Genomic DNA, 18,213 nt, shown 5'->3' on the forward strand with positions numbered 1-18,213 from the left:
TACCGGTCTAGGGCCAAGGTGACGCTTGTCGCTCGGAATCTGTGAGAAAAGTCAAATAAAACCAGATATGACTGTCCGGGGCCCACAAACGCTTGGGCGGGTGCGGCCCCGGACCGGTACCGTATTCTCATGAGTTCTTCCGTCACTTCCACTGGTCGTCCCACTCGAAAAGTCAGCCCGGACATCGCCCGTTCGTGGCTCCTGGTCAACGCCATGAAGACGGAACTCTTCGATGACGCCGCCGCCTCCCGCGCGGACGCCATCATCCTGGACATCGAGGACGCCGTGGACCCCTCGCACAAGGACGAGGCCCGCGACAACGTCCGCGGCTGGCTGGAAGCCGGCGGGCAGGCCTGGGTCCGCATCAACGACGCCACGAGCCCCTTCTGGGCCGATGACCTGGCCGGCCTCCGCGGCACCCCGGGTCTGCTCGGCGTGATGCTCGCGAAGACCGAATCCGCCGACCAGGTGACCGAGTCCTACCACCGCATGGACGGCAAGACCCCCGTGATCGCCCTGGTCGAGTCCGCCGTCGGCATCGAAGAGGCCAACAACATCGCGAAGGGTCAGGGCTGCTTCCGCCTGGCCTTCGGCTCCGGCGACTTCCGTCGCGACACCGGCATGGCGGCGACCCCGGAGGCCATGGCCTACCCGCGGGCCAAGCTCGTCGTCGCCAGCCGCGTCGGCGGTCTTCCCGGCCCCATCGATGGGCCCACCGTCGGCAGCAACCACCCCATCCTGCGCGAGCAGAGCGCCATCACCGTGACCATGGGCATGACCGGCAAGCTGTGCCTCGCCACGGATCAGACGGCCATCATCAACGAGGTCATCAGCCCCACGCCGTCCGACGTCGCCTGGGCCACCGACTTCATGAACGACTTCGAGGCCAATGGCCGCGTGATCCGTGACGGCTCCGACCTGCCCCGCCTGGGCCGTGCCGAGAAGATCATGAAGCTGGCCACCGCCTTCGGCGTCACCCCGGCCCTCTAGAGCGGGCCTCGTCGATGCTGGGTGACTTCTGGGCGAACGCGTCCACGGTGTACAAGACCGTGGTGCTCAGCGCCCTCGGGTTCATGGTGGTGGGCCTCGGCCTGAACATCATCGGCTTGATGAAGCACAACAACCCGCTTGCGATCGGGGCGCTCCCGGTCATCGGCGTGGGTCTCCTGCTCCACGTGGTGGGCATGGTGATCCGCACCCGTGAACTCCGGAAGGGCCGCCCGGGGAAGTAGCCCCCGCCGTCGCGCGCGAAGTGACAGATGATGCCCGGAAGATGCGTTCTTCCGGGCATCATCTGTAACCTCGGCGAGACAAGTAGGCTTATTCCATGAGTATCAATCCCGATCTGCAGGGCCGCAGTTACCCGGCCGCCGAGGTGTACGAGGTGGGCCGCGAGAAGGTCCGCGAGTTCGCCCGCGCCGTGAAGGCCACCCACCCGGCACACTTCGACGTCGAGGCCGCCCAGGCGCTCGGCCACGCCGATCTGGTGGCGCCGCCCACCTTCGCCATCATCGTGGCGCAGCGGGCCGACGCCCAGCTCATCGAGGACCCCGCATCCGGGATCGACTTCTCCCGCGTCGTGCACGCGGACCAGCGCTTCACGCACCACCGCCCCATCGTCTCCGGTGACCGCCTGGTGGCCGAGCTGCACGTGGACACCGTCCGCGGCATGGGCGGCGGCGCCATGATCACCACCCGTTCGGAGATCTCGACCGTGGACGGCGAGAAGGTCGCCACCACCACGTCCTCCATCCTGGTCCGCGGAGAGGGACAGTAATGCCTGCACTGAATCGACCTGCACTCAATGAGCTGGAGAAGGGACAGGAGATCGGCCGTCGCGTCATCGACGTGAACCGCGTCGACCTCGTGAAGTACGCCGGGGCTTCCGGGGACTTCAACCCGATCCACTGGAACGAGGCCTTCGCCCAGGGCGTGGAGCTGCCCGGCGTGATCGCCCACGGCATGTTCACCATGGGCTCGGCCGTTCAGCTGGTCACCGACTGGGCCGGCGATCCTGGCGCGGTCGTCGACTACCAGACCCGGTTCACCAAGCCGGTCCTCGTCCAGGACACCACCGGCACCGAGGAGCCGGGCGCGCAGGTCGAGGTGGTGGGCGTCGTCGGCGCGCTCGACGAAGAGGCCGGCACCGCCCGGATCGACCTCACCGTCACCTTCGACGGGCAGCGCGTCCTGATGAAGGCTCAGGCCGTGGTGAAGCTCTCCGCATGACACAGCCGACGCTGGCCGACCTGACCACCACCCACGTGGGCGGCCCCGCGGGCCGTTACGTGGAGGCCGACTCCGAAGCCGCGATCGTCGACGCCGTTCGGAGCGCCGACGCGGCGGGGGAAGACCTCCTGATCCTCGGCGGGGGCTCGAATCTCCTGGTGTCCGACGACGGGTACCCCGGCACCGTCCTGCGCATCACGTCGCGGGGCATCCAGGTCTCCTCCGAGGAGACCTGCGGCGGCGCCACCGTCACGGTCCAGGCCGGGCACCCCTGGGACGAATTCGTGCACCACAGCGTGCTGCACGCGCACTCCGGGGTCGAGGCGCTGTCGGGGATCCCCGGCAGCACGGGGGCGACGCCGGTGCAGAACGTCGGCGCGTACGGTGCGGACGTCTCCCAGACCATCGCCCAGGTGCGGACCTGGGACCGTGGCACCAATGCCGTCCGGACGTTCACCCTCTCCGAGCTCGAGTTCGGGTACCGGGATTCGATCCTCAAGCGGACCACGAGCAACGGGTCCCCGCGCTTCGTGGTGCTGAGCGTGACCTTCCAGTTCCCGCTGGGCCGCATGAGCGCCCCGATCCGCTACGCCGAGCTCGCCCGCACCCTGGGCGTGGAGCCGGGGGAACGGGCCAATGCGCTGGAGGTCCGTCACGCCGTGCTCGAGCTCCGCAAGGGCAAGGGCATGGTGCTGAACCCGGAGGATCACGACACGTGGTCCACGGGGTCCTTCTTCACGAACCCCGTGGTCAGCGAGGCGGACGCGGCCCGGCTGCCCGAAGACGCCCCCCGGTACCCAGCGGGCGACGGGTCGGTGAAGCTGTCCGCGGCCTGGCTGATCGACCACGCGGGCTTCCCGAAGGGCTTCGGCCTGGCCGAGGATTCCGTGACGGGCGGCCGCGCCTCGTTGTCCACCAAGCACACCCTGGCACTCACCAACCGCGGCGGCGCCAGTGCTCAGGACCTCCTGGCCCTGGCGCGCGAGGTGCGGGGCGGCGTGGAGGCGGCGTTCGGCGTCGTGCTCCACAACGAGCCGCTGCTCATCGGCCTGGAGCTCTGACTCTCACCCCATCGACTGTCCCCACGCCGGTGGGGACGGCCGATGGGAGGGGAGTCAGGCTTCGGGTTCGTCGAGTGAGCAGGCGCGGCTGAAGAGCAGGTAGCTGAGCGCCGAGGCGCAGGCTCCGGTGAGGAAGACCTGGCTGAAGGCGAGGGTCTGCGAGGTGGGTCCGCCCACAAGGAACAGGCCGATCACGGAGAATGCGATGGCCCCCGAGAGCATCATGAGCGCGCCGAAGTAGAAGCTGCGCACCATCACGGGCAGCTCGTTGCTGAGGGAGAGCTGCCACCGTGCGGAGCGGGGCTTGTCCAAGGGCTGCGAGAACACCGCGCAGGCCAGGAGGACGATCGACAATGCCGCGGCGGTCGAGCCGACCACTTGGATCATCTGGAGGGTGCTCGACACCTTGAGACCCGAGGTGATCGCCACGAACAGGGCCGCGCCCATGCCGAGGATCGCCAGCAGCCAGCCGGGCACGGCCAGGCAGCGGCTCATCAGGCGCATGTTCGGCCAGAGTTCTCCCAGGGTCACCCATCCACCTTATCCGGTGCGACGCCGACGGGCCGGTGTCGCACCCCTGTGCCTAGGATGACACCATGGCCTCGACGCTGACTCCACGCGACATCCCGCGTCTCCGGCTCCTCAGCCACGGGCTGCTGCCGGCGCCGGAAGGGTTCCCCCGTCCCGCTTTCCACGCCGCCGAGGACGTGGTGGGCTGGATGACCGCCGTGCAAGGGCAGGACTGGTACTCGGTCCCGTGGTCGATCGGCGCGCGGTGGACCGGCGGCGCGACGACGGCGGCGCAGGCTTCCGGGGCCTCCGCGGCTGCGGTGCGACAAGCCTTCACCGACGGCAGGATCGTGCGCTCGTGGCCCATGCGCGGCACCCTGCACACGCTCCTTCCGCAAGACCTTCCCCTGTTCCATGCCCTGACCTCGGAACGCCTCCTGAAGTCGATGGCCTCCCGGCACCGGAACCTGAGCATCGTCCCGGAGGACTGGGAGAAGGCCCGCACCGTGGTCCGTGCGACCCTGCGCGGCGGCGGCCGGGCCACACGGGCTGAGCTGTTCACGGCTCTCGAAGAGGCCGGACAGGGCACCAAGGCTCAGCGCGGAGCCCACCTGCTCCTCGTCCTGTCCATCACCGGGACCCTCGTTCAGGGGCCTGCGGACGGCAAGGAGCATCTCTTCGTCCTGCAGGACGAGTGGATCACCTCGCCGCGCGAGCTGTCCGTCGACGACGCCCTCGATGACCTGCTGGAACGCTACGTCCGCAGCCACGGCCCCGCGACCATCCGCGACTTCGCCTGGTGGACCGGCCTGCCTCTCGGCCCGTGCCGGGAAGCGCAGCTCCGGCTCGGCGACCGGGTGCGCGAGTACGAGGGCGGCTGGCTGCTGGATGAGGAGACTGCCGCGTGGCTGGACGCCCGTGACGGCGAGCCGCTGCCGGGCGCGAGGTCGTTCCACCTCCTGGCCGGCTTCGACGAGTACATCCTCGGGTACACGGACCGCAGTCCCGTCCTCGCGCGCGAACACTTCGACCTGATCGTGCCCGGCGGCAACGGCATGTTCAAGCGCACCATGATGAGTGGAGGCGTGACGGACGGGACGTGGTCCACGGACTCGCGCGGCGCCGTCGTGCTCGAACCGTTCGACGCGGACGGAGCCCGATCGCACCGTTCGAGCGCGGCCCGAGTGGCCGCCTATCAGCGATTCATGGGCACTCAGCGCGTGTAGGTGTTGTCTTTGCCGGTGTCCGAGCCGGGAAGCTTGATGCCGGAGGACCAGTTGAAGGTGTTCGAGTCTCCGCTGACGGTGAGGCCGCTCAAGGCGCCGCTGAGGACCACCGTGTTGCGGTCGCCGGTCACGGCGAGGGATTGGACCTCGTGGGCGTTCAGCGAGCCGCCGTCGGCCGCGAGCGTGACCTTCCCGGCTTTCCGGCTGAGAGTCACCGTGGTGTCCGCGCCGGACACGGTCAGCGTGGAGATCTCGTCTGCGTTGAGGCTCGCCTTGGCGCCCGTCGTCTCGACCGCATCCCAGGTCTTGCCGATGACCGCGGAGCCGGGCCCGGTGACGACGAGTTTCTTCGCCGAGTCGATGTTCGCGCGCACCTCGGCCCCGGACAGGGTCACCGTCCCGCACTGGCCGGTGAGGACGGCGGAAGTGCTCTTCGCCGAGATCACGACGTCTTCGCCCTCGCTGCAGGTGCTGTCTGCGGTGATCTCCCGGGTGCCACTCGCGGAGGGGGCGGTGGGCCCGTTTCCGGAGGCCTGGGGCGCAGAGCAGCCCGCGACCGTGAGCGCGAGAAGCAGGGCCGCGGTTGCGGCGCGTGATGAAGTTGCGGCGGTCGAAGAAGGTGCGGTGCGTGTCATGGCAGTCCCCTGTGCGTGACGTCGGATGGTGGCTCGATCGTAGCCGAAGGGGATGTCACACGGTTGTCGAGGGCTAGAGCCCCATACGGTCCAGGGCGGCGCGCAGCCGCTCCACCGTGCCATCGACATCGCCGAGCTTGTCCAGCCCGAACAACCCGACCCGGAACGTGGCGAAGTCGTCCGGCTCTCCACAGTGCAGCGGGACACCGGCGGCGACCTGGACTCCCTCCCGAGCGAAGCGGGCTCCGGACTTCAGCTCAGGATCGGTGGTATGCACGACCACCACGCTCGGCGCCGCGTACTCCGACGCCGCCACCGACGGCAGACCGCGTTCCGCGAGGAGCTCCCGGACCCGCCGGCCCAGCTCGTTCTGAGCCGCCCGCAGTTCCTCGTAACCACGGTCCCGCGTCTCGATCATCTGGGAGAGGTTCCGCACGATCGTGTCCGTGGGCATCGTCGCGTGATAGGCGGCCCGGCCTTCGCGGTACGCCTCGGAGATGTTCAGCCAGGTCCGCAGATCCAGTGCGAAACTCGTCGACGCACGGGACTCCACGATCTCGCGGGCCGACGAGCTGAGCATCACGTAGCCGACGCCGGGAGAGCCGCTCCAGCCCTTCTGCGGGGCGCTGAGGAGGACGTCCACCCCGAGTGCCTGCATGTCGACCAGCAAGGCGCCGGAGGCGATGCAGTCGAGCACCAGCACGCCGCCCACCTCGTGCACGGCGTCGGCGAGGCCCCGGACGTACTCGTCCGGGAGGACCATGCCGGCCGCCGTCTCGACATGCGGCGCGAACACGACGGCGGGCCGCTCGGCACGGATGGCGGCCACCACCTCGTCGAGCGGGGCCGGCCTCCACGCCGCCTGTGGGCCCTCGCCGTCCGGGCGGGCGGCACAGACCGTGACGCTCGACGCGATGGAGCCGGCGTCGAGGATCTGGGACCAGCGATACGAGAAGAGCCCATTGCGCACCACCAAGGCGTGCGCGCCCGCGGCGAAGTGCCGCGCGACCGATTCCATGGCGTAGCTGCCACCGCCGTTGACGAGGGCGACGGCGTCCGCGGAGTACGCGGTGCGGAGGATGTCCAGCGTCTGCTGCATCGCGGCGATGAAGCGCTGGGACATGTGATTCAGGGACCGGTCCGTGAAGACGACCGAGTACTCCAGCAGGCCATCAGGATCGACATCGGGACGGGGCAGCTCAGGCGAGGGCAGGTTCATGGCTCCATGGTGGCATGACCGGCGCGGCAAGCACAGCACCAGGGACGCTCTGTGGACGGAGCCATGCACATGGACGGGGACCGTTGCGCGGCCCCCGCCACGAGGACGGCTGCCTGGCGCCGCCACCCAGGGCACCCATCAGACGCCACCTCCCCGCCGTCGTCGTGCCCGGAAACGACGGAAGGCGCGGACTCCCGCAGGAGTCCGCGCCTTCCAGGGGAAGCCGGAACGGTCAGAGACGGCCGGTGGCGATGCTGACCATGCGGCGCAGCGGCTCGGCGGCGCCCCAGAGGAGCTGGTCGCCCACGGTGAAGGCGCTGATGTACTCCGGTCCCATCTCCATCTTGCGGATGCGGCCGACGGGGATGTTCAGCGTGCCCGAGGCGGCGACCGGGGTGAGGTCGTTCATGGACGCCTCCTTGACGTTGGGAACGACCGTGGCCCACTCGTTGTCGGCATCGATGATCTTCTCGATCTCCTCGACGGACAGGTCCTCGCGGAGCTTGAGGGTGAGCGCCTGGGAGTGGGAGCGCATGGCGCCGATGCGTACGCAGAGGCCGTCCATGATGATGCGGTCCGCGTCGGTGGTGCCGAGGATCTTGTTGGTCTCCACCCCGGCCTTCCACTCCTCGCGGCTCTGGCCGTTGCCGAGGTCCGAGTCGATCCAGGGGATGAGCGAGCCCGCGAGCGGCACACCGAACTGGGCGGCATCCACGCCGTCGCGCTGGTGGGCGAGCACCTTGCGGTCGATCTCCAGGATCGCCGACGCCGGGTCCTGCAGCTCGCTGCTGACTTCGGCGTTCAGGGTGCCGAACTGGTTGAGCAGCTCGCGCATGTGCCGCGCGCCGCCGCCCGACGCCGCCTGGTACGTCATGGAGGTGCCCCACTCGACCAGGTTGTTCTTGAACAGCCCGCCCAGGCCCATGAGCATGCAGGAGACGGTGCAGTTGCCGCCGATGAAGTCCTTCACGCCGGACTCGAGCCCGCGGTCGATGACGTCACGGTTGATCGGGTCAAGGACGATGATCGAGTCGTCGTTCATGCGCAACGTGGAGGCGGCGTCGATCCACAGACCGTCCCAGCCGCGGGAACGCAGCGCGGTGTGGACCTGCTTGGTGTAGTCGCCGCCCTGAGCGGTGACGATGATCGGCAGCTTGGCCAGGGTGTCGATGTCGAACGCGTCTTCCAGGGTGCCGGCGCCCTCAGCGAAAGAAGGGGCGGCACCACCTGCGTTGGAGGTGGAGAAGAAGACGGGGTTCAGGCTGGCAAAGTCATGCTCTTCCTGCATGCGCTGCATGAGGACGGAACCGACCATGCCACGCCACCCGACAAAACCTACGGAAGGCACGGCTGCGTTAGTCATGACCTGATTTTACGGGGAAAGACGCCCGCGTTTCCGCCGGTTACGTCACACGGGTGTTGGGAACGGTGTGGAAGCGCGCGACGGCGGGTGGTTGGGGCCGTGGTGGGGCGGGGCCGGGCGGGTTGCCGGGATCTGCGCCCTTGTTTGCTTTCTGCGCCCCCATTGCGGCGCAGAAAGCAAACAAGGGCGCAGATCACCGATCCGGTGAACCGGAGTGGCCGCAGCCAACGAGAGTGGCCGTCCGGCGTCGTCAGCGATCGCTGGGTTCGGGTGTGCCGCGGTTCCGGCGGAGCTTCCTGGCGCGGTATTCGTCCCGCGCCATACCGAAGAAGTACCAGCTCAGCAGGGCGGCGAAGGCCGTCACCACCAGGATCCCCCATGGCGCGGGGCCGCCGTTCGCCAGGACGACGAACAGGACGACCAGAGTACCGAGCCCGAGCAGCACCATGAAGGTGAAGAGGATCCCCATGCCCCACCAGGTGCTGACCTGGGGGTGTCCGCGCCCAGGAGAGAAACCGATCTCGTCAGCGGGGTAGCTGCGCAGCCCCTGGTCCTTGGTGTGCCGCAGAACGCGCTTCTCACCGCGGGCGAGGGCAGCCTTGTGTTCTCTGATCACCTCGTCGTTGTGACGCTCGCGGTCATTGCTGAACGCCATGCCGATCAGTCCTGCCGGATGAGCCGGATCTGCGCCAGGAGTGCTCCGTCGTCCAGGCCCGCCGTCTCCGTGACATCGTCCTCGGCGGCAGTGGACAGGCCGATGGTCCAGGAACCGTTCCCGTTCTTGACGTACAGGGTGCGGCCGCTGGCATCTTCACGCCGACGGATGGTGACACCGCCTCGGGGATGGACGCGGAGGTGTTCCCGGACGATGAAGAAGTCGGCTTCCGCGCCAGAGAGGTCCGGACGCTGAGCCATCGCCCACCAGGTCAGGTAAGCGCGGGGCTGGAACAGGAGGTGGATGTCCGGGCTTTCGATCCCGATCACGCTGTCCGTCAGCTCTTCCGTGATCAGGGAGATCTCCATGCGGCGCGTGGCGGAGGACAGCGCCGCCGCCACGGCCGCGGTGGGCCCGGACACGGCGATGTCCCCGCCCGGTTCGACGGTGGCAAGTCCGCGTGCCACGAGGGACGACGCGCCTGCTGCGACCATGTCGGGGTTGCCGACATACTCCGAGACGCGCAATGCCTCGGCACTCGCGGTCGTCGCGTCGCTGGGAACCATGGCGGCCAGCGTGGCGATTTCGGCGAACCCGTAACCGATGGTGTCCGGCTGGGTCTGGGCTTCGGTGTGTTCAGTCATCGTTCTCTTCTCCAGTCAGTGCGTCAAAAACCAAGGAAACCGCCGAGCTTCTTCAATCCCTTGCCGGCAGCGTCAAGGGCCTTCCCGCCCGCATTCCAGGCTCCTACGGCAGCGTCGCCGATCGCCTTGCCGGTGGCGTTCACGGCATCGTGCACGAACGGCACGTTGTCGTAGATGGCGAGGGCGCCACTGGCCACCATGGCTGCGGTTCCGATGGGTGGCGGAGCGAAGCAGGCCACCCCCAGGCCGGCCTTCACGGAGGAGTAGATGCCTTCCCCGATCTCGCCCTTGCTGAAGTTGTTGAAGGCGTCCAGTGTGTCCAGCCCGACGCCGAGACCACCGAGGGCCTTACCGCCGACGCTGAAGAACTTTGCCGCTTTGCCGTCTTCGGCAAGGTTCAGAAGATTGCGGGCGTCTCCACTGTAGGCCTCGGAGAGCGAGTTGAGACCCTTGCTGATGTAGTTCTCGTCCTGGAAGGCTTTGGCGATCGCCCGGAAGTCCTTGGACCAGAAATCCTTGAATCCGTCCGCCTGTTTGGAGAAGTTCACCAGGTCGAAGATCCCAGCCCGTAGGTCGGGATACGCCTTGATCGTGTTGTACAGATCCCAGCCATTGCGGAAGGGCGAATTGTCCCCGTCCGCCAGCCAGTTCGGGCCCAGCTGGAACGGGCCCCCGTTCCCACCCGGTCCGCCGCCCGGACCACCTGGCATCGGGCCGCCGCCGGAGCCGTGGGCCGCGTTCGACGCGGTCTCCTGCTCGTCGGCCTGCGTGAGCAGGAAGCGCGACTGCTTCTTGAGCGCCGACGCCGCGTTCATCAGCACCGTGCGGTGACTGCTGTTCCACTCCGACTTGAACCGGACCGCGTCCGGCCCCTTCCAGGCCTGCGCGCTGTTGATGCTCTGGCCGAGCTGGCTCGATTGCTGGAGCAGATTCTCCGATGCCTTACCGAAGGTCTGCGCCAGAGTGCGCAATTGCGCGACATCCGCGCCCCACACCGTGCTTCCCATCAGGACTCCTGTCGCCCTCTGTCATGTTCATCCACCAGCGAGAGTATCCCGGATGCCCGTCGGCGAGCGATGGGGAGCACTCCCCATCGGCTCATTCCGCCTGGGAGGATTCCTCCGCCAGCGCGGTCCGCCGCTTCTTCAGGGCCCACCAGGCTCCGAACACGAACACCTGGGTGACGAGCACCAGGACGATCACCCCGGGGATCCGGTTGCCGGCCAGGATCATGAACAGTCCCAGGACGGCGGTCACGAGACCGAGCAGCGGGAAGAGCATGTACCCGAGCACGAAGAGGACGTCGGAGCGGGTCAGAAGGTGTTTCATGCAGGCCTTTTCAGAATGCGGGGAGGGGGCGCTCAGGCGCTTTCCCAGAGGGTGAAGCGGTAGCGGGTGCCGTTCGCGGAGGTCAGCCAGCGGTCGGTGCCGTCGTCCTCCGGGGCGGGCTCGACGGCGGTGCGCCGCCACGAATCCGGCAGTTCGGGCGCATGGGTGTCGCCGTCGGCGTCGGAGTCGATCAGGGTGATGACCGCGAAGTCGGCCTCCGGCAGGGACTGCCGGTAGATCTGCCCTCCGCCGATCACCCAGCGGAGCCCGTCCCCGGCCTCCGAGAAGGCCGCCTCCAGCGACGGCACGACGACGGCGCCCTCCGCCTCGGGCGTCCCCGCCCAGTCTTCGCGGCGGGTCACCACGATATTGGTGCGGCCCGGGAGGGGGCGGAACTTCGCGGGGAAGGACTCCCAGGTCCGGCGGCCCATGATCACGGGACGGCCGGTGGTCATCGAGCTGAAGTGCTTGAGGTCCTCCGGGACGTGCCACGGCATGGTCCCGGCGTTCCCGATCACGCCGTTCGCGGTCTGCGCCCAGATCAGGCCGGTGCCCCGGAGTCCGGAACGGATGCGGTCCGCGAACGCCGTGGGCCCTTCGCCGCTCATACGGCCACCGGGGCCTTGATGCCCGGGTGGTGCTGGTAGTCGACCACTTCGAAGTCCTCGAACTCGTAGTCGAAAATGCTCTCCGGGACGCGCTTGATCTGGAGCGTCGGATACGGCAGGGCTTCGCGGCTGAGCTGGAGTTCCACCTGCTCCACGTGGTTGTCGTAGACGTGGCAGTCGCCGCCGGTCCAGACGAAGTCGCCCACCTCGAGGCCGGCCTGCTGGGCGACCATGTGCGTCAGCAGGGCGTAGGAGGCGATGTTAAACGGCACCCCGAGGAACATGTCCGCGGAGCGCTGGTACAGCTGGCAGGACAGCTTCCCGTCGGCGACGTAGAACTGGAAGAACGCGTGGCACGGGGGCAGTGCCATGTTCGAGATCTCGGCGACGTTCCACGCGGAGACGATGTGGCGGCGTGAGTCCGGGTTCGACTTCAGGTTCGCCACCAGTTCGGCGATCTGGTCCACGTGGCTGCCGTCGGGGGTCGGCCACGAGCGCCACTGCACGCCGTAGACGGGGCCGAGTTCGCCGTCGTCGTCCGCCCATTCATCCCAGATGGTGACGCCGCGCTCCTGCAGCCAGCGCACGTTCGAGTCACCGCGCAGGAACCAGAGGAGCTCCAGGGCGAGGGACTTGAAGTGCACTCGCTTGGTCGTGATCAGGGGGAAACCCTCGGCGAGGTCGAAGCGGATCTGGCGCCCGAAGACGCTCCGCGTCCCCGTGCCCGTCCGGTCCGATTTGTGGGTGCCATGATCCATGACGTCACGCAGCAGGTCCTCATAAGGCGTGGGGATGCTCATGGATTCAGTCTAGCGGGCCAGGCGCCGGCGGCCGAGGGTCGTGACCACGCCTGTGGATCCCCCTTGACCACCGCGAGGGAACAGCTGACGCCCTCATCCGCGGCGGGAAGGGGCGTCAGCTGTTCCCTCGCGGGAAGGAGGGATGAACTAGAGGGCGGCGGCCTCGAGGAGCGCTGCCACCTCGGCGGGGCCGAGCCCGCTGACCGGCTCCTCCGCGCCGTTCGCGGAGATCCCGGCGAAGCGCCATCCCTCGGCGTCACGCGTGACCTCGTAGTAGCTGTTGCGCTCCTGGGTGCTGACGGTGACGGTCGCCTGGCTGCCCGGGTTCTCGTCGGCGTGCTGGTGCAGGATCGACACGGCCGTCTGGGACGCGGTCAGCTCCTCCGGAAGAGGGGTGGCGAACCAGGTGCTCAGGATGCCCGGCTGGAACAGCATGCGCATGCCGTCGGCCTCCACCATCACGAGGCGCGACGACGCGCCCTCGCCCGCGCTGACCTGCAGCGTGATCCAGAGCCTGCCGCCTCCCAGCACCTGCGCGACGGCGGACGCCGCACCGCTGATGCCGAGGCCGTCCTCCTCGGGCTGCACGAAGCCGCGGGCGGCGAGCCCGGAGACGCCCACCTCGGAGAGCGTCGGGTCCGCGGCCCAGGTCCCGGCGTCGAGCGCTTCGACGGAGCGGTCGTGGCCCGGCCCCTCGAAGCTGCTCAGCAGGAAGGCCAGTTCGGCGATGCCGAAGCCGATCGGCTCGGGTGCTGCGTTCTCAGTCATCAGTCGATCCTTCAGTCGTCGAAAGGCCGGTACTGCTCCACCGCCACCACGCGGGACCGGGAGTCCTTGCGCACGTGGAGGACGAGCACCTCACCCGGGGCCAGGTACGGGTCCCGGGCGGGCAGGCTCTGGGCGAGCGGCGCTTTCATGTGCCTGGAGACCTGCTCCAGGATGGTCGGGAGGGTGGGCCGGTGCACGCACACGGCGGCGGGCACACCCTTGTCGAAGACCGCCTCGATGGCGGCCGCCGTCTTCTGGGGTTTGCGCTCGTGGCTGTGCTCCGTCAGGGCGTCCACGAGCTTCACCTTCGCCTTCGTCGCCTTCACATAGGGCGCGATGGTGGAGATGCAGCGTTTCCACGGGCTGCTGACGATCCGCTCCGGACCCCACACGGCCAGGAGCCGCCGCACGGCCTGGGCCTGGCGAAGTCCCGAGGCGGCCAGGGTCCGGTCCCCTTCGCCCTTCGTCCAGGACGCACGGGGTTTCGCCTTCGCGTGGCGCACGATCACGAGGGGCCAGGTGTCGAGCGCGTCGTCCTCGAAAGCCGCCACGAGGGCCGCCAGCGGCGCTCGGTCGGACGGGTTGCTGAGCAGTTCCGCCGCACGCTCAGGAGAGCACCACAGGAGGCTGTCGACTTCCTTGCCGTCCTGCTTGACCTTCGCATTCTGGGCGTTGACGGCCCAGTAGTGCACGACCTTCAGGCCGGATGCCACGCGGTAGTGGATGCTCGGCAGGGGGATCCCCAGGCCGGCGGTCAGCCCGATCTCCTCGAAGATCTCCCGCGCGCCGCATTCGGGCACCGTCTCGCCGTCGTCGAGCTTCCCCTTCGGCCAGGACCAGTCGTCGTAGCGCGGGCGGTGGATCAGCAGCACCTCGAGCGCGCCACGGGTGACGCGCCAGGGCAGCCCGCCCGCGGCGACGACCGCGATCTTCTCGCCGGGATGTTCGGACTGGTCGGCGACCAGCGCGTCGGCACGTGCTGCGGGCATCAGCGGAGGGACCCCGTGCGCTGGCGGGAGCGGGAGGCGAGCAGCCACGACTGGATGTCCAGGAGCGGCGTGCCGTCCTCGGCGAGGTGGTGGCGTTCCCACTCGCCGTCGCTGTCCAGGTGCCAGCTGGAGGTGCCCGGGTCGACATAGCGGTTCATGAGATCCAGCAGTTCCTGGATGTCGTCCTGGTTGGTCAGCTGCACCAGGGCCTCGACACGGCGGTCCAGGTTGCGGTGCATCATGTCGGCGGAGCCGATGTAGACCACGGGGTCACCGTCGTTGGCGAAGGTGAAGACCCGCGAGTGCTCCAGGAAGCGTCCCAGGATGGACCGGACCGTGATGTTCTCGCTCAGTCCGGGCACGCCGGGCCGCAGGGAGCAGATGCCGCGCACGATCACGTTGACCTCCACCCCGGCCTGGGAGGCGCGGTACAGGGAGTCGATGATCGCCTCGTCCACCATGGAGTTGACCTTGATCTGGACCTTGGCCTTCTTCCCGGCCTTGGCGTTGGCGATCTCCTGGTCGATGCGTTCGATCAGGCCGCTGCGAACGGAGCGCGGCGCCACGAGCAGACGCTTGAACGTCGACTTGGGGGCGTAGCCGGAGAGCTGGTTGAACAGCTTGGACAGGTCCTCGCCCACCTGGTGGTTCGCGGTGAGCAGGCCCAGGTCCTCGTAGTACCGGGCCGTGCGGGGGTGGTAGTTGCCCGTGCCGATGTGGCAGTAGCGGCGGATGCCATCCGACTCCTGCCGGACCACCAGGGAGAGCTTGCAGTGCGTCTTCAGGCCCACGATGCCGTACACCACGTGCACGCCGGCCTGCTCGAGCTTGCGGGCCCAGGAGATGTTGGCCTGCTCGTCGAAGCGGGCCTTGATCTCCACGAGGGCCAGGACCTGCTTGCCGGCCTCGGCCGCGTCGATCAGGGCGTCCACGATCGGGGAGTCGCCACTCGTGCGGTACAGGGTCTGCTTGATGGCCTGGACCTTGGGGTCCGCGGCGGCCTGCTCCAGGAACGCCTGCACGGAGGTGGAGAAGGAGTCGTACGGGTGGTGCAGGAGGATGTCACGACGGCGCATGGCCGCGAACACGTTCGCCGCCTTCGAGGTCTCGGACTCGTTCAGGTACCGCGAGGTGTGCGGGACCTGCTTCGGATAGTGCAGATCGGCGCGGTCGATCCCGGCGATGACCGAGAGCCCGCGGAGATCCAGCGGCGCCGGGACGGCGACCACTTCGGATTCGTCGATGCTGAGTTCGCGCACCAGGAGTTCCCGCACGGCAGGGTTGATGTCCGTGGTGACCTCGAGGCGGACGGGCGGGCCGAAACGGCGGCGCAGCAGTTCTTTCTCGAGGGCCTGGAGGAGGTTCTCGGCGTCGTCCTCTTCGACCTCCACGTCCTCGTTACGGGTCACGCGGAAGGTGTGGTGCTCCACGACCTCCATGCCCGGGAAGAGCTGATCGAGGTGCACCGCGATGACCTCTTCCAGCGTGATGAAGCGCGCCACGCGCCCTGGCACGGCGCCGGCGCGCGGGCCGTCGACGGCGATCAGGCGCGGCAGCTGGTCCGGCACCTTCACACGGGCGAAGAGCTCCTTCTGGCTCACGGGGTTGCGCACGACCACGGCCAGGTTGAGGGACAGGCCCGAGATGTAGGGGAACGGGTGGGCCGGGTCCACGGCCAGAGGGGTCAGGATCGGGAAGACCTTCTCCGTGAACATCGTGCTGACCCGGTGCTGGGCCTCACTGTCCAGCTCGTCCCAGTGCATGAGGTGGATGTGCTCGTACGCCAGGGCCGGACGGATCTGCTCGGCGAAGACCCGGGCATGACGTTCCTGCAGCGCGCTGGCGGCCTCGCTGATCTGCTCCAGGACCTCCACGGGGCTCAGCCCGGCGGGGGACGGCACGGCCAGGCCCGTGGCGATGCGGCGCTTGAGGCCGGCCACGCGGACCATGAAGAACTCATCCAGGTTGGACGCGAAGATCGAGAGGAAGTTGACCCGTTCCAGCAGGAAGAGATCCGGGTCCTCGGCGAGTTCCAACACGCGGGCGTTGAACTTCAGCCAGGACAGCTCGCGGTCCAGGAAGCGGTCCGGGCTGATGTCGCCGTCGGGCAGCAGATTCGGCTCCTGGAATTCGGGAAGCTCGATCCGGTCCTGCGTCGCGCGGGCGGCGTTGACCTCGGACGAGCCGAAACGCTGGGAGAGCCTGCTCACGGTCCCCGTGGAACCCTTGTTGTCGCTGCTCATGCCACACTCCTTAAACCGCAGTCGATCCACCTCAACCTTACAGAACCGGAACGGTCAGGAAGCCGGGTTTTTCCGGTACATGACGTCGCTGTCCCAATGGGTGAATCCGAGGCTTTCGTAGAGCCGCACGGCGGGGGCGTTGTCGGCCTCCACATAGAGCAGCACGGTGGCCGCCCCCCGGTCCCGGAGATGCGTGATCCCGCGCCGCGTGAGGACCTTCCCGAGGCCCTTCCCCTGCGCTTCCGGCACCACTCCCACCACGTACACCTCGCCCTGGGGACCGTGCCCGTCGTGGGCGGATTCCAGCTTGGTCCAGTGGTACCCGGCGATCCGGTCCGCCTCGTCGAGGACCAGGAAGAACCCCTCGGGATCGAACCACGGCTCGGCCTGGCGCTCCTGGAGGTCCCGCAACGTCAGGGCGCCTTGTTCCGGGTGATGCGCGAAAGCCCGCGCGTTCGCGTCGAGCCAAGCGGCCTCGTCCTGGCCGGGCACGAAGGTGCGCAGCGTGTACCCGTCCGGAAGGGCGTCGTCGTCGACGGGGGAGACCGCGGATGGCGTGCTCAGGCGCATCCGCCACAGCTCGCGCACCCGGGTGAAGCCGAACTGTGCGGCGAGGTCCTCGGCCGCCGCGGCGTCGCCGTGGGACCATGCCTGGATGCCGTCGAGCGTTCCGCGGCTCGCCTGGAGCTCCCCGGCCAGGCGCAGGCCGACCCCGATGTTGCGGTAGCCGGGGTGCACCGCCATCTCGAGGACGGCGTCGTCCCCGGTGGTGACGAGCACCGCGAAGCCCGCCAGGACGGCGTCGCGCGCCGACTCCTCGTCGGCGAAGGGGTCCTCCGGGGAGTAGACCAGATACGCCTCCACCTGCTGACCGTCGTTGCCCCCGGTGCGCAGGGCGATGAGGGACTGCTCGGAGACGCTCGGGGTGCCGTCTGCCGCGGACGAGGCTTTCAGGAGCTCTGCGGTCTCGGCGAGGACCCCTGCGTCGAGCGGCGCCAGGTGACGGTGGACCGGCCAGTGGGAGGCGTTAGCGCTAGTCATGTCACCAAGGCTAGTACCGGCCGCGCGGACGCGTCCCGGACCTCAGGCCGCAGATTCCGGTCCGGCCTTCCGGTTTGGCCTTCCGGTCTGTCCTTCAGGCCTGGGCGTGCTGCTCGTCCTGCTCGCGGGTCATGGTGAGGCGGTAGCCGACGTTGCGGACGGTGCCGATCAGCGTCTCGTGGTCCGGGCCCAGTTTGGCGCGCAGGCGCCGGACGTGCACGTCCACGGTGCGCGTGCCGCCGTAGTAGTCATAGCCCCAAACCTCGGTGAGGAGCTGCTGACGGGTGAAGACGCGCCCGGGATGCTGGGCGAGGTACTTGAGGAGTTCGAACTCCTTGAAGGTCAGGTTGAGGGCCTCGCCGTTGATGCGGGCGGTGTAGCTGGCCTCGTCGATCACGACGCCGGACGCGCGGATCTCCGTGTCCGCCTCCTCCTCGGCGCTGCGCCCCCGGGCCAGGGCGAGCCGGATGCGGGCCTCCACCTCGGCGGGGCCGGCGGATTCGAGGACGACGTCGTCCACTGCCCACTGAGACGAGATCGCCGCCATGCCGCCTTCGGTGAGGATCAGCAGCAGGGGCACGGACAGGCCCGTGGCCTTGAGAAGTTTGGTGAGGGAACGGGACCCGACCAGGTCCTTCCGGGCATCGAGGAAGATGATGTCGCACGGATCGGTCTCCAGCAGCGCCGTCGGCTCCGCCGGAAGGATGTGCACCCGGTGATTGAGCAGTTCGAGCGCAGGCAGGATGTCCACCGACGAATCGGTGCTGTTGGTCAGTAACAAGAGTTGCGACATTGTCCCCTCCAAGGATCTGGAGCGCGTCGTCGAGCCTGATGACCCAGTATATCGAGTCGGCCCCTGCATCGAGTTATTCCCGTCACAATGTGGACGGGGT

At 68.4% G+C, this 18,213-nt stretch carries 21 protein-coding genes; 6 read left to right on the plus strand and 15 right to left on the minus strand.

What is annotated here, in order from left to right; translation table 11 throughout:
• Positions 1-129: 129 nt before the first annotated feature.
• The 5 genes from BLV63_RS05645 to BLV63_RS05665 all read left to right on the plus strand — a co-directional run bounded on the left by BLV63_RS05645 (position 130) and on the right by BLV63_RS05665 (position 3,290).
• The gene (locus BLV63_RS05645; protein WP_066211663.1) at positions 130-990 is read left to right on the plus strand and encodes an HpcH/HpaI aldolase/citrate lyase family protein; all 861 of its coding nucleotides are present in this window, start codon (positions 130-132) and stop codon (positions 988-990) included.
• 14 nt (positions 991-1,004) lie between these two features.
• Complete coding sequence (locus BLV63_RS05650) at positions 1,005-1,232, plus strand: DUF3188 domain-containing protein (RefSeq protein WP_066211661.1); 228 nt, start codon at positions 1,005-1,007, stop codon at positions 1,230-1,232.
• 95 nt (positions 1,233-1,327) lie between these two features.
• The gene (locus BLV63_RS05655; RefSeq protein WP_066211659.1) at positions 1,328-1,777 is read left to right on the plus strand and encodes a MaoC family dehydratase N-terminal domain-containing protein; all 450 of its coding nucleotides are present in this window, start codon (positions 1,328-1,330) and stop codon (positions 1,775-1,777) included.
• The gene (locus BLV63_RS05660; RefSeq protein ID WP_066211657.1) at positions 1,777-2,229 is read left to right on the plus strand and encodes a MaoC family dehydratase; all 453 of its coding nucleotides are present in this window, start codon (positions 1,777-1,779) and stop codon (positions 2,227-2,229) included. Before BLV63_RS05655 ends, BLV63_RS05660 begins: the two co-directional genes overlap by 1 nt.
• Positions 2,226-3,290 carry a UDP-N-acetylmuramate dehydrogenase gene (locus BLV63_RS05665; protein ID WP_066211655.1) on the plus strand — a complete coding sequence of 355 codons (1,065 nt, stop codon included), beginning with the start codon at positions 2,226-2,228 and terminating at the stop codon, positions 3,288-3,290. Before BLV63_RS05660 ends, BLV63_RS05665 begins: the two co-directional genes overlap by 4 nt.
• 54 nt (positions 3,291-3,344) lie before the next feature.
• Here the strand turns inward: BLV63_RS05665 and BLV63_RS05670 are convergent, their stop codons facing one another.
• On the minus strand, positions 3,345-3,821 hold the full coding sequence (locus tag BLV63_RS05670; RefSeq protein WP_066211654.1) for a hypothetical protein: 477 nt from the start codon (positions 3,819-3,821) through the stop codon (positions 3,345-3,347).
• Between the two features lie 65 nt (positions 3,822-3,886).
• Here BLV63_RS05670 and BLV63_RS05675 point away from each other — a divergent pair, with 65 nt between their 5' ends.
• A complete protein-coding gene (locus tag BLV63_RS05675; protein ID WP_066211652.1) occupies positions 3,887-5,026 on the plus strand; it encodes a winged helix DNA-binding domain-containing protein in 1,140 nt (379 codons plus the stop codon).
• Here BLV63_RS05675 and BLV63_RS05680 read toward each other — a convergent pair.
• The 14 genes from BLV63_RS05680 to BLV63_RS05745 all read right to left on the minus strand — a co-directional run bounded on the left by BLV63_RS05680 (position 5,014) and on the right by BLV63_RS05745 (position 18,113).
• Positions 5,014-5,661 (minus strand): DUF3060 domain-containing protein, encoded by a 648-nt coding sequence (locus BLV63_RS05680; RefSeq protein WP_074784072.1) that lies wholly within the window; start codon positions 5,659-5,661, stop codon positions 5,014-5,016. The genes BLV63_RS05675 and BLV63_RS05680 overlap by 13 nt on opposite strands.
• A 73-nt stretch (positions 5,662-5,734) precedes the next feature.
• The gene (locus BLV63_RS05685; protein WP_066211646.1) at positions 5,735-6,880 is read right to left on the minus strand and encodes an aminotransferase class V-fold PLP-dependent enzyme; all 1,146 of its coding nucleotides are present in this window, start codon (positions 6,878-6,880) and stop codon (positions 5,735-5,737) included.
• 232 nt (positions 6,881-7,112) lie between these two features.
• On the minus strand, positions 7,113-8,243 hold the full coding sequence (gene asd / locus BLV63_RS05690; protein ID WP_066211644.1) for an aspartate-semialdehyde dehydrogenase: 1,131 nt from the start codon (positions 8,241-8,243) through the stop codon (positions 7,113-7,115).
• A gap of 250 nt (positions 8,244-8,493) precedes the next feature.
• Positions 8,494-8,898 carry a hypothetical protein gene (locus BLV63_RS05695; RefSeq protein WP_066211643.1) on the minus strand — a complete coding sequence of 135 codons (405 nt, stop codon included), beginning with the start codon at positions 8,896-8,898 and terminating at the stop codon, positions 8,494-8,496.
• A 5-nt stretch (positions 8,899-8,903) separates the two neighbouring features.
• Positions 8,904-9,542, minus strand: coding sequence for a hypothetical protein (locus BLV63_RS05700; protein WP_066211641.1), 639 nt, complete (start codon positions 9,540-9,542; stop codon positions 8,904-8,906).
• Positions 9,543-9,565: 23 nt separating this feature from the next.
• Positions 9,566-10,549 carry a WXG100 family type VII secretion target gene (locus tag BLV63_RS05705; protein WP_066211639.1) on the minus strand — a complete coding sequence of 328 codons (984 nt, stop codon included), beginning with the start codon at positions 10,547-10,549 and terminating at the stop codon, positions 9,566-9,568.
• 91 nt (positions 10,550-10,640) lie between these two features.
• Complete coding sequence (locus BLV63_RS05710; RefSeq protein WP_066211637.1) at positions 10,641-10,871, minus strand: NF038396 family protein; 231 nt, start codon at positions 10,869-10,871, stop codon at positions 10,641-10,643.
• Positions 10,872-10,903: 32 nt separating this feature from the next.
• Entirely contained in the window at positions 10,904-11,479 is a 576-nt protein-coding gene (locus BLV63_RS05715; RefSeq protein WP_066211635.1) for a dihydrofolate reductase, read from the minus strand.
• Positions 11,476-12,279, minus strand: a complete 804-nt coding sequence (locus tag BLV63_RS05720; RefSeq protein WP_066211633.1) for a thymidylate synthase — start codon at positions 12,277-12,279, stop codon at positions 11,476-11,478. The genes BLV63_RS05715 and BLV63_RS05720 overlap by 4 nt, the downstream gene beginning before the upstream one ends.
• Positions 12,280-12,426: 147 nt before the next feature.
• On the minus strand, positions 12,427-13,047 hold the full coding sequence (locus tag BLV63_RS05725; RefSeq protein WP_066211631.1) for a hypothetical protein: 621 nt from the start codon (positions 13,045-13,047) through the stop codon (positions 12,427-12,429).
• Positions 13,048-13,058: 11 nt separating this feature from the next.
• On the minus strand, positions 13,059-14,036 hold the full coding sequence (locus tag BLV63_RS05730; protein WP_066212025.1) for an NUDIX hydrolase: 978 nt from the start codon (positions 14,034-14,036) through the stop codon (positions 13,059-13,061).
• Positions 14,036-16,279, minus strand: coding sequence for an RNA degradosome polyphosphate kinase (locus tag BLV63_RS05735; protein WP_066211628.1), 2,244 nt, complete (start codon positions 16,277-16,279; stop codon positions 14,036-14,038). The genes BLV63_RS05730 and BLV63_RS05735 overlap by 1 nt, the downstream gene beginning before the upstream one ends.
• A gap of 54 nt (positions 16,280-16,333) precedes the next feature.
• Positions 16,334-17,320 (minus strand): mycothiol synthase, encoded by a 987-nt coding sequence (mshD, locus tag BLV63_RS05740; protein WP_066211626.1) that lies wholly within the window; start codon positions 17,318-17,320, stop codon positions 16,334-16,336.
• 94 nt (positions 17,321-17,414) lie between these two features.
• Positions 17,415-18,113, minus strand: coding sequence for a winged helix-turn-helix transcriptional regulator (locus tag BLV63_RS05745; RefSeq protein WP_066211624.1), 699 nt, complete (start codon positions 18,111-18,113; stop codon positions 17,415-17,417).
• Positions 18,114-18,213: the final 100 nt, after the last annotated feature.

Origin of the sequence: Arthrobacter woluwensis, from assembly GCF_900105345.1 — a bacterium.
In the GTDB taxonomy this organism is placed as follows: Bacteria; Actinomycetota; Actinomycetes; order Actinomycetales; family Micrococcaceae; genus Arthrobacter_E; species Arthrobacter_E woluwensis.

Bases quoted from the DNA above. Each gene is read 5' to 3' on its own strand.
- BLV63_RS05730 (WP_066212025.1), bottom strand. From the start codon at position 14,036: ATGCCCGCAGCACGTGCCGACGCGCTGGTCGCCGACCAGTCCGAACAT.
- mshD (WP_066211626.1), bottom strand. From the start codon at position 17,320: ATGACTAGCGCTAACGCCTCCCACTGGCCGGTCCACCGTCACCTGGCG.
- BLV63_RS05705 (WP_066211639.1), bottom strand. From the start codon at position 10,549: ATGGGAAGCACGGTGTGGGGCGCGGATGTCGCGCAATTGCGCACTCTG.
- BLV63_RS05715 (WP_066211635.1), bottom strand. From the start codon at position 11,479: ATGAGCGGCGAAGGGCCCACGGCGTTCGCGGACCGCATCCGTTCCGGA.
- BLV63_RS05725 (WP_066211631.1), bottom strand. From the start codon at position 13,047: ATGACTGAGAACGCAGCACCCGAGCCGATCGGCTTCGGCATCGCCGAA.
- BLV63_RS05700 (WP_066211641.1), bottom strand. From the start codon at position 9,542: ATGACTGAACACACCGAAGCCCAGACCCAGCCGGACACCATCGGTTAC.
- BLV63_RS05675 (WP_066211652.1), top strand. From the start codon at position 3,887: ATGGCCTCGACGCTGACTCCACGCGACATCCCGCGTCTCCGGCTCCTC.
- BLV63_RS05655 (WP_066211659.1), top strand. From the start codon at position 1,328: ATGAGTATCAATCCCGATCTGCAGGGCCGCAGTTACCCGGCCGCCGAG.
- BLV63_RS05720 (WP_066211633.1), bottom strand. From the start codon at position 12,279: ATGAGCATCCCCACGCCTTATGAGGACCTGCTGCGTGACGTCATGGAT.
- BLV63_RS05660 (WP_066211657.1), top strand. From the start codon at position 1,777: ATGCCTGCACTGAATCGACCTGCACTCAATGAGCTGGAGAAGGGACAG.
- BLV63_RS05685 (WP_066211646.1), bottom strand. From the start codon at position 6,880: ATGAACCTGCCCTCGCCTGAGCTGCCCCGTCCCGATGTCGATCCTGAT.
- BLV63_RS05745 (WP_066211624.1), bottom strand. From the start codon at position 18,113: ATGTCGCAACTCTTGTTACTGACCAACAGCACCGATTCGTCGGTGGAC.
- BLV63_RS05680 (WP_074784072.1), bottom strand. From the start codon at position 5,661: ATGACACGCACCGCACCTTCTTCGACCGCCGCAACTTCATCACGCGCC.
- asd (WP_066211644.1), bottom strand. From the start codon at position 8,243: ATGACTAACGCAGCCGTGCCTTCCGTAGGTTTTGTCGGGTGGCGTGGC.
- BLV63_RS05650 (WP_066211661.1), top strand. From the start codon at position 1,005: ATGCTGGGTGACTTCTGGGCGAACGCGTCCACGGTGTACAAGACCGTG.
- BLV63_RS05695 (WP_066211643.1), bottom strand. From the start codon at position 8,898: ATGGCGTTCAGCAATGACCGCGAGCGTCACAACGACGAGGTGATCAGA.
- BLV63_RS05665 (WP_066211655.1), top strand. From the start codon at position 2,226: ATGACACAGCCGACGCTGGCCGACCTGACCACCACCCACGTGGGCGGC.
- BLV63_RS05735 (WP_066211628.1), bottom strand. From the start codon at position 16,279: ATGAGCAGCGACAACAAGGGTTCCACGGGGACCGTGAGCAGGCTCTCC.
- BLV63_RS05645 (WP_066211663.1), top strand. From the start codon at position 130: ATGAGTTCTTCCGTCACTTCCACTGGTCGTCCCACTCGAAAAGTCAGC.
- BLV63_RS05710 (WP_066211637.1), bottom strand. From the start codon at position 10,871: ATGAAACACCTTCTGACCCGCTCCGACGTCCTCTTCGTGCTCGGGTAC.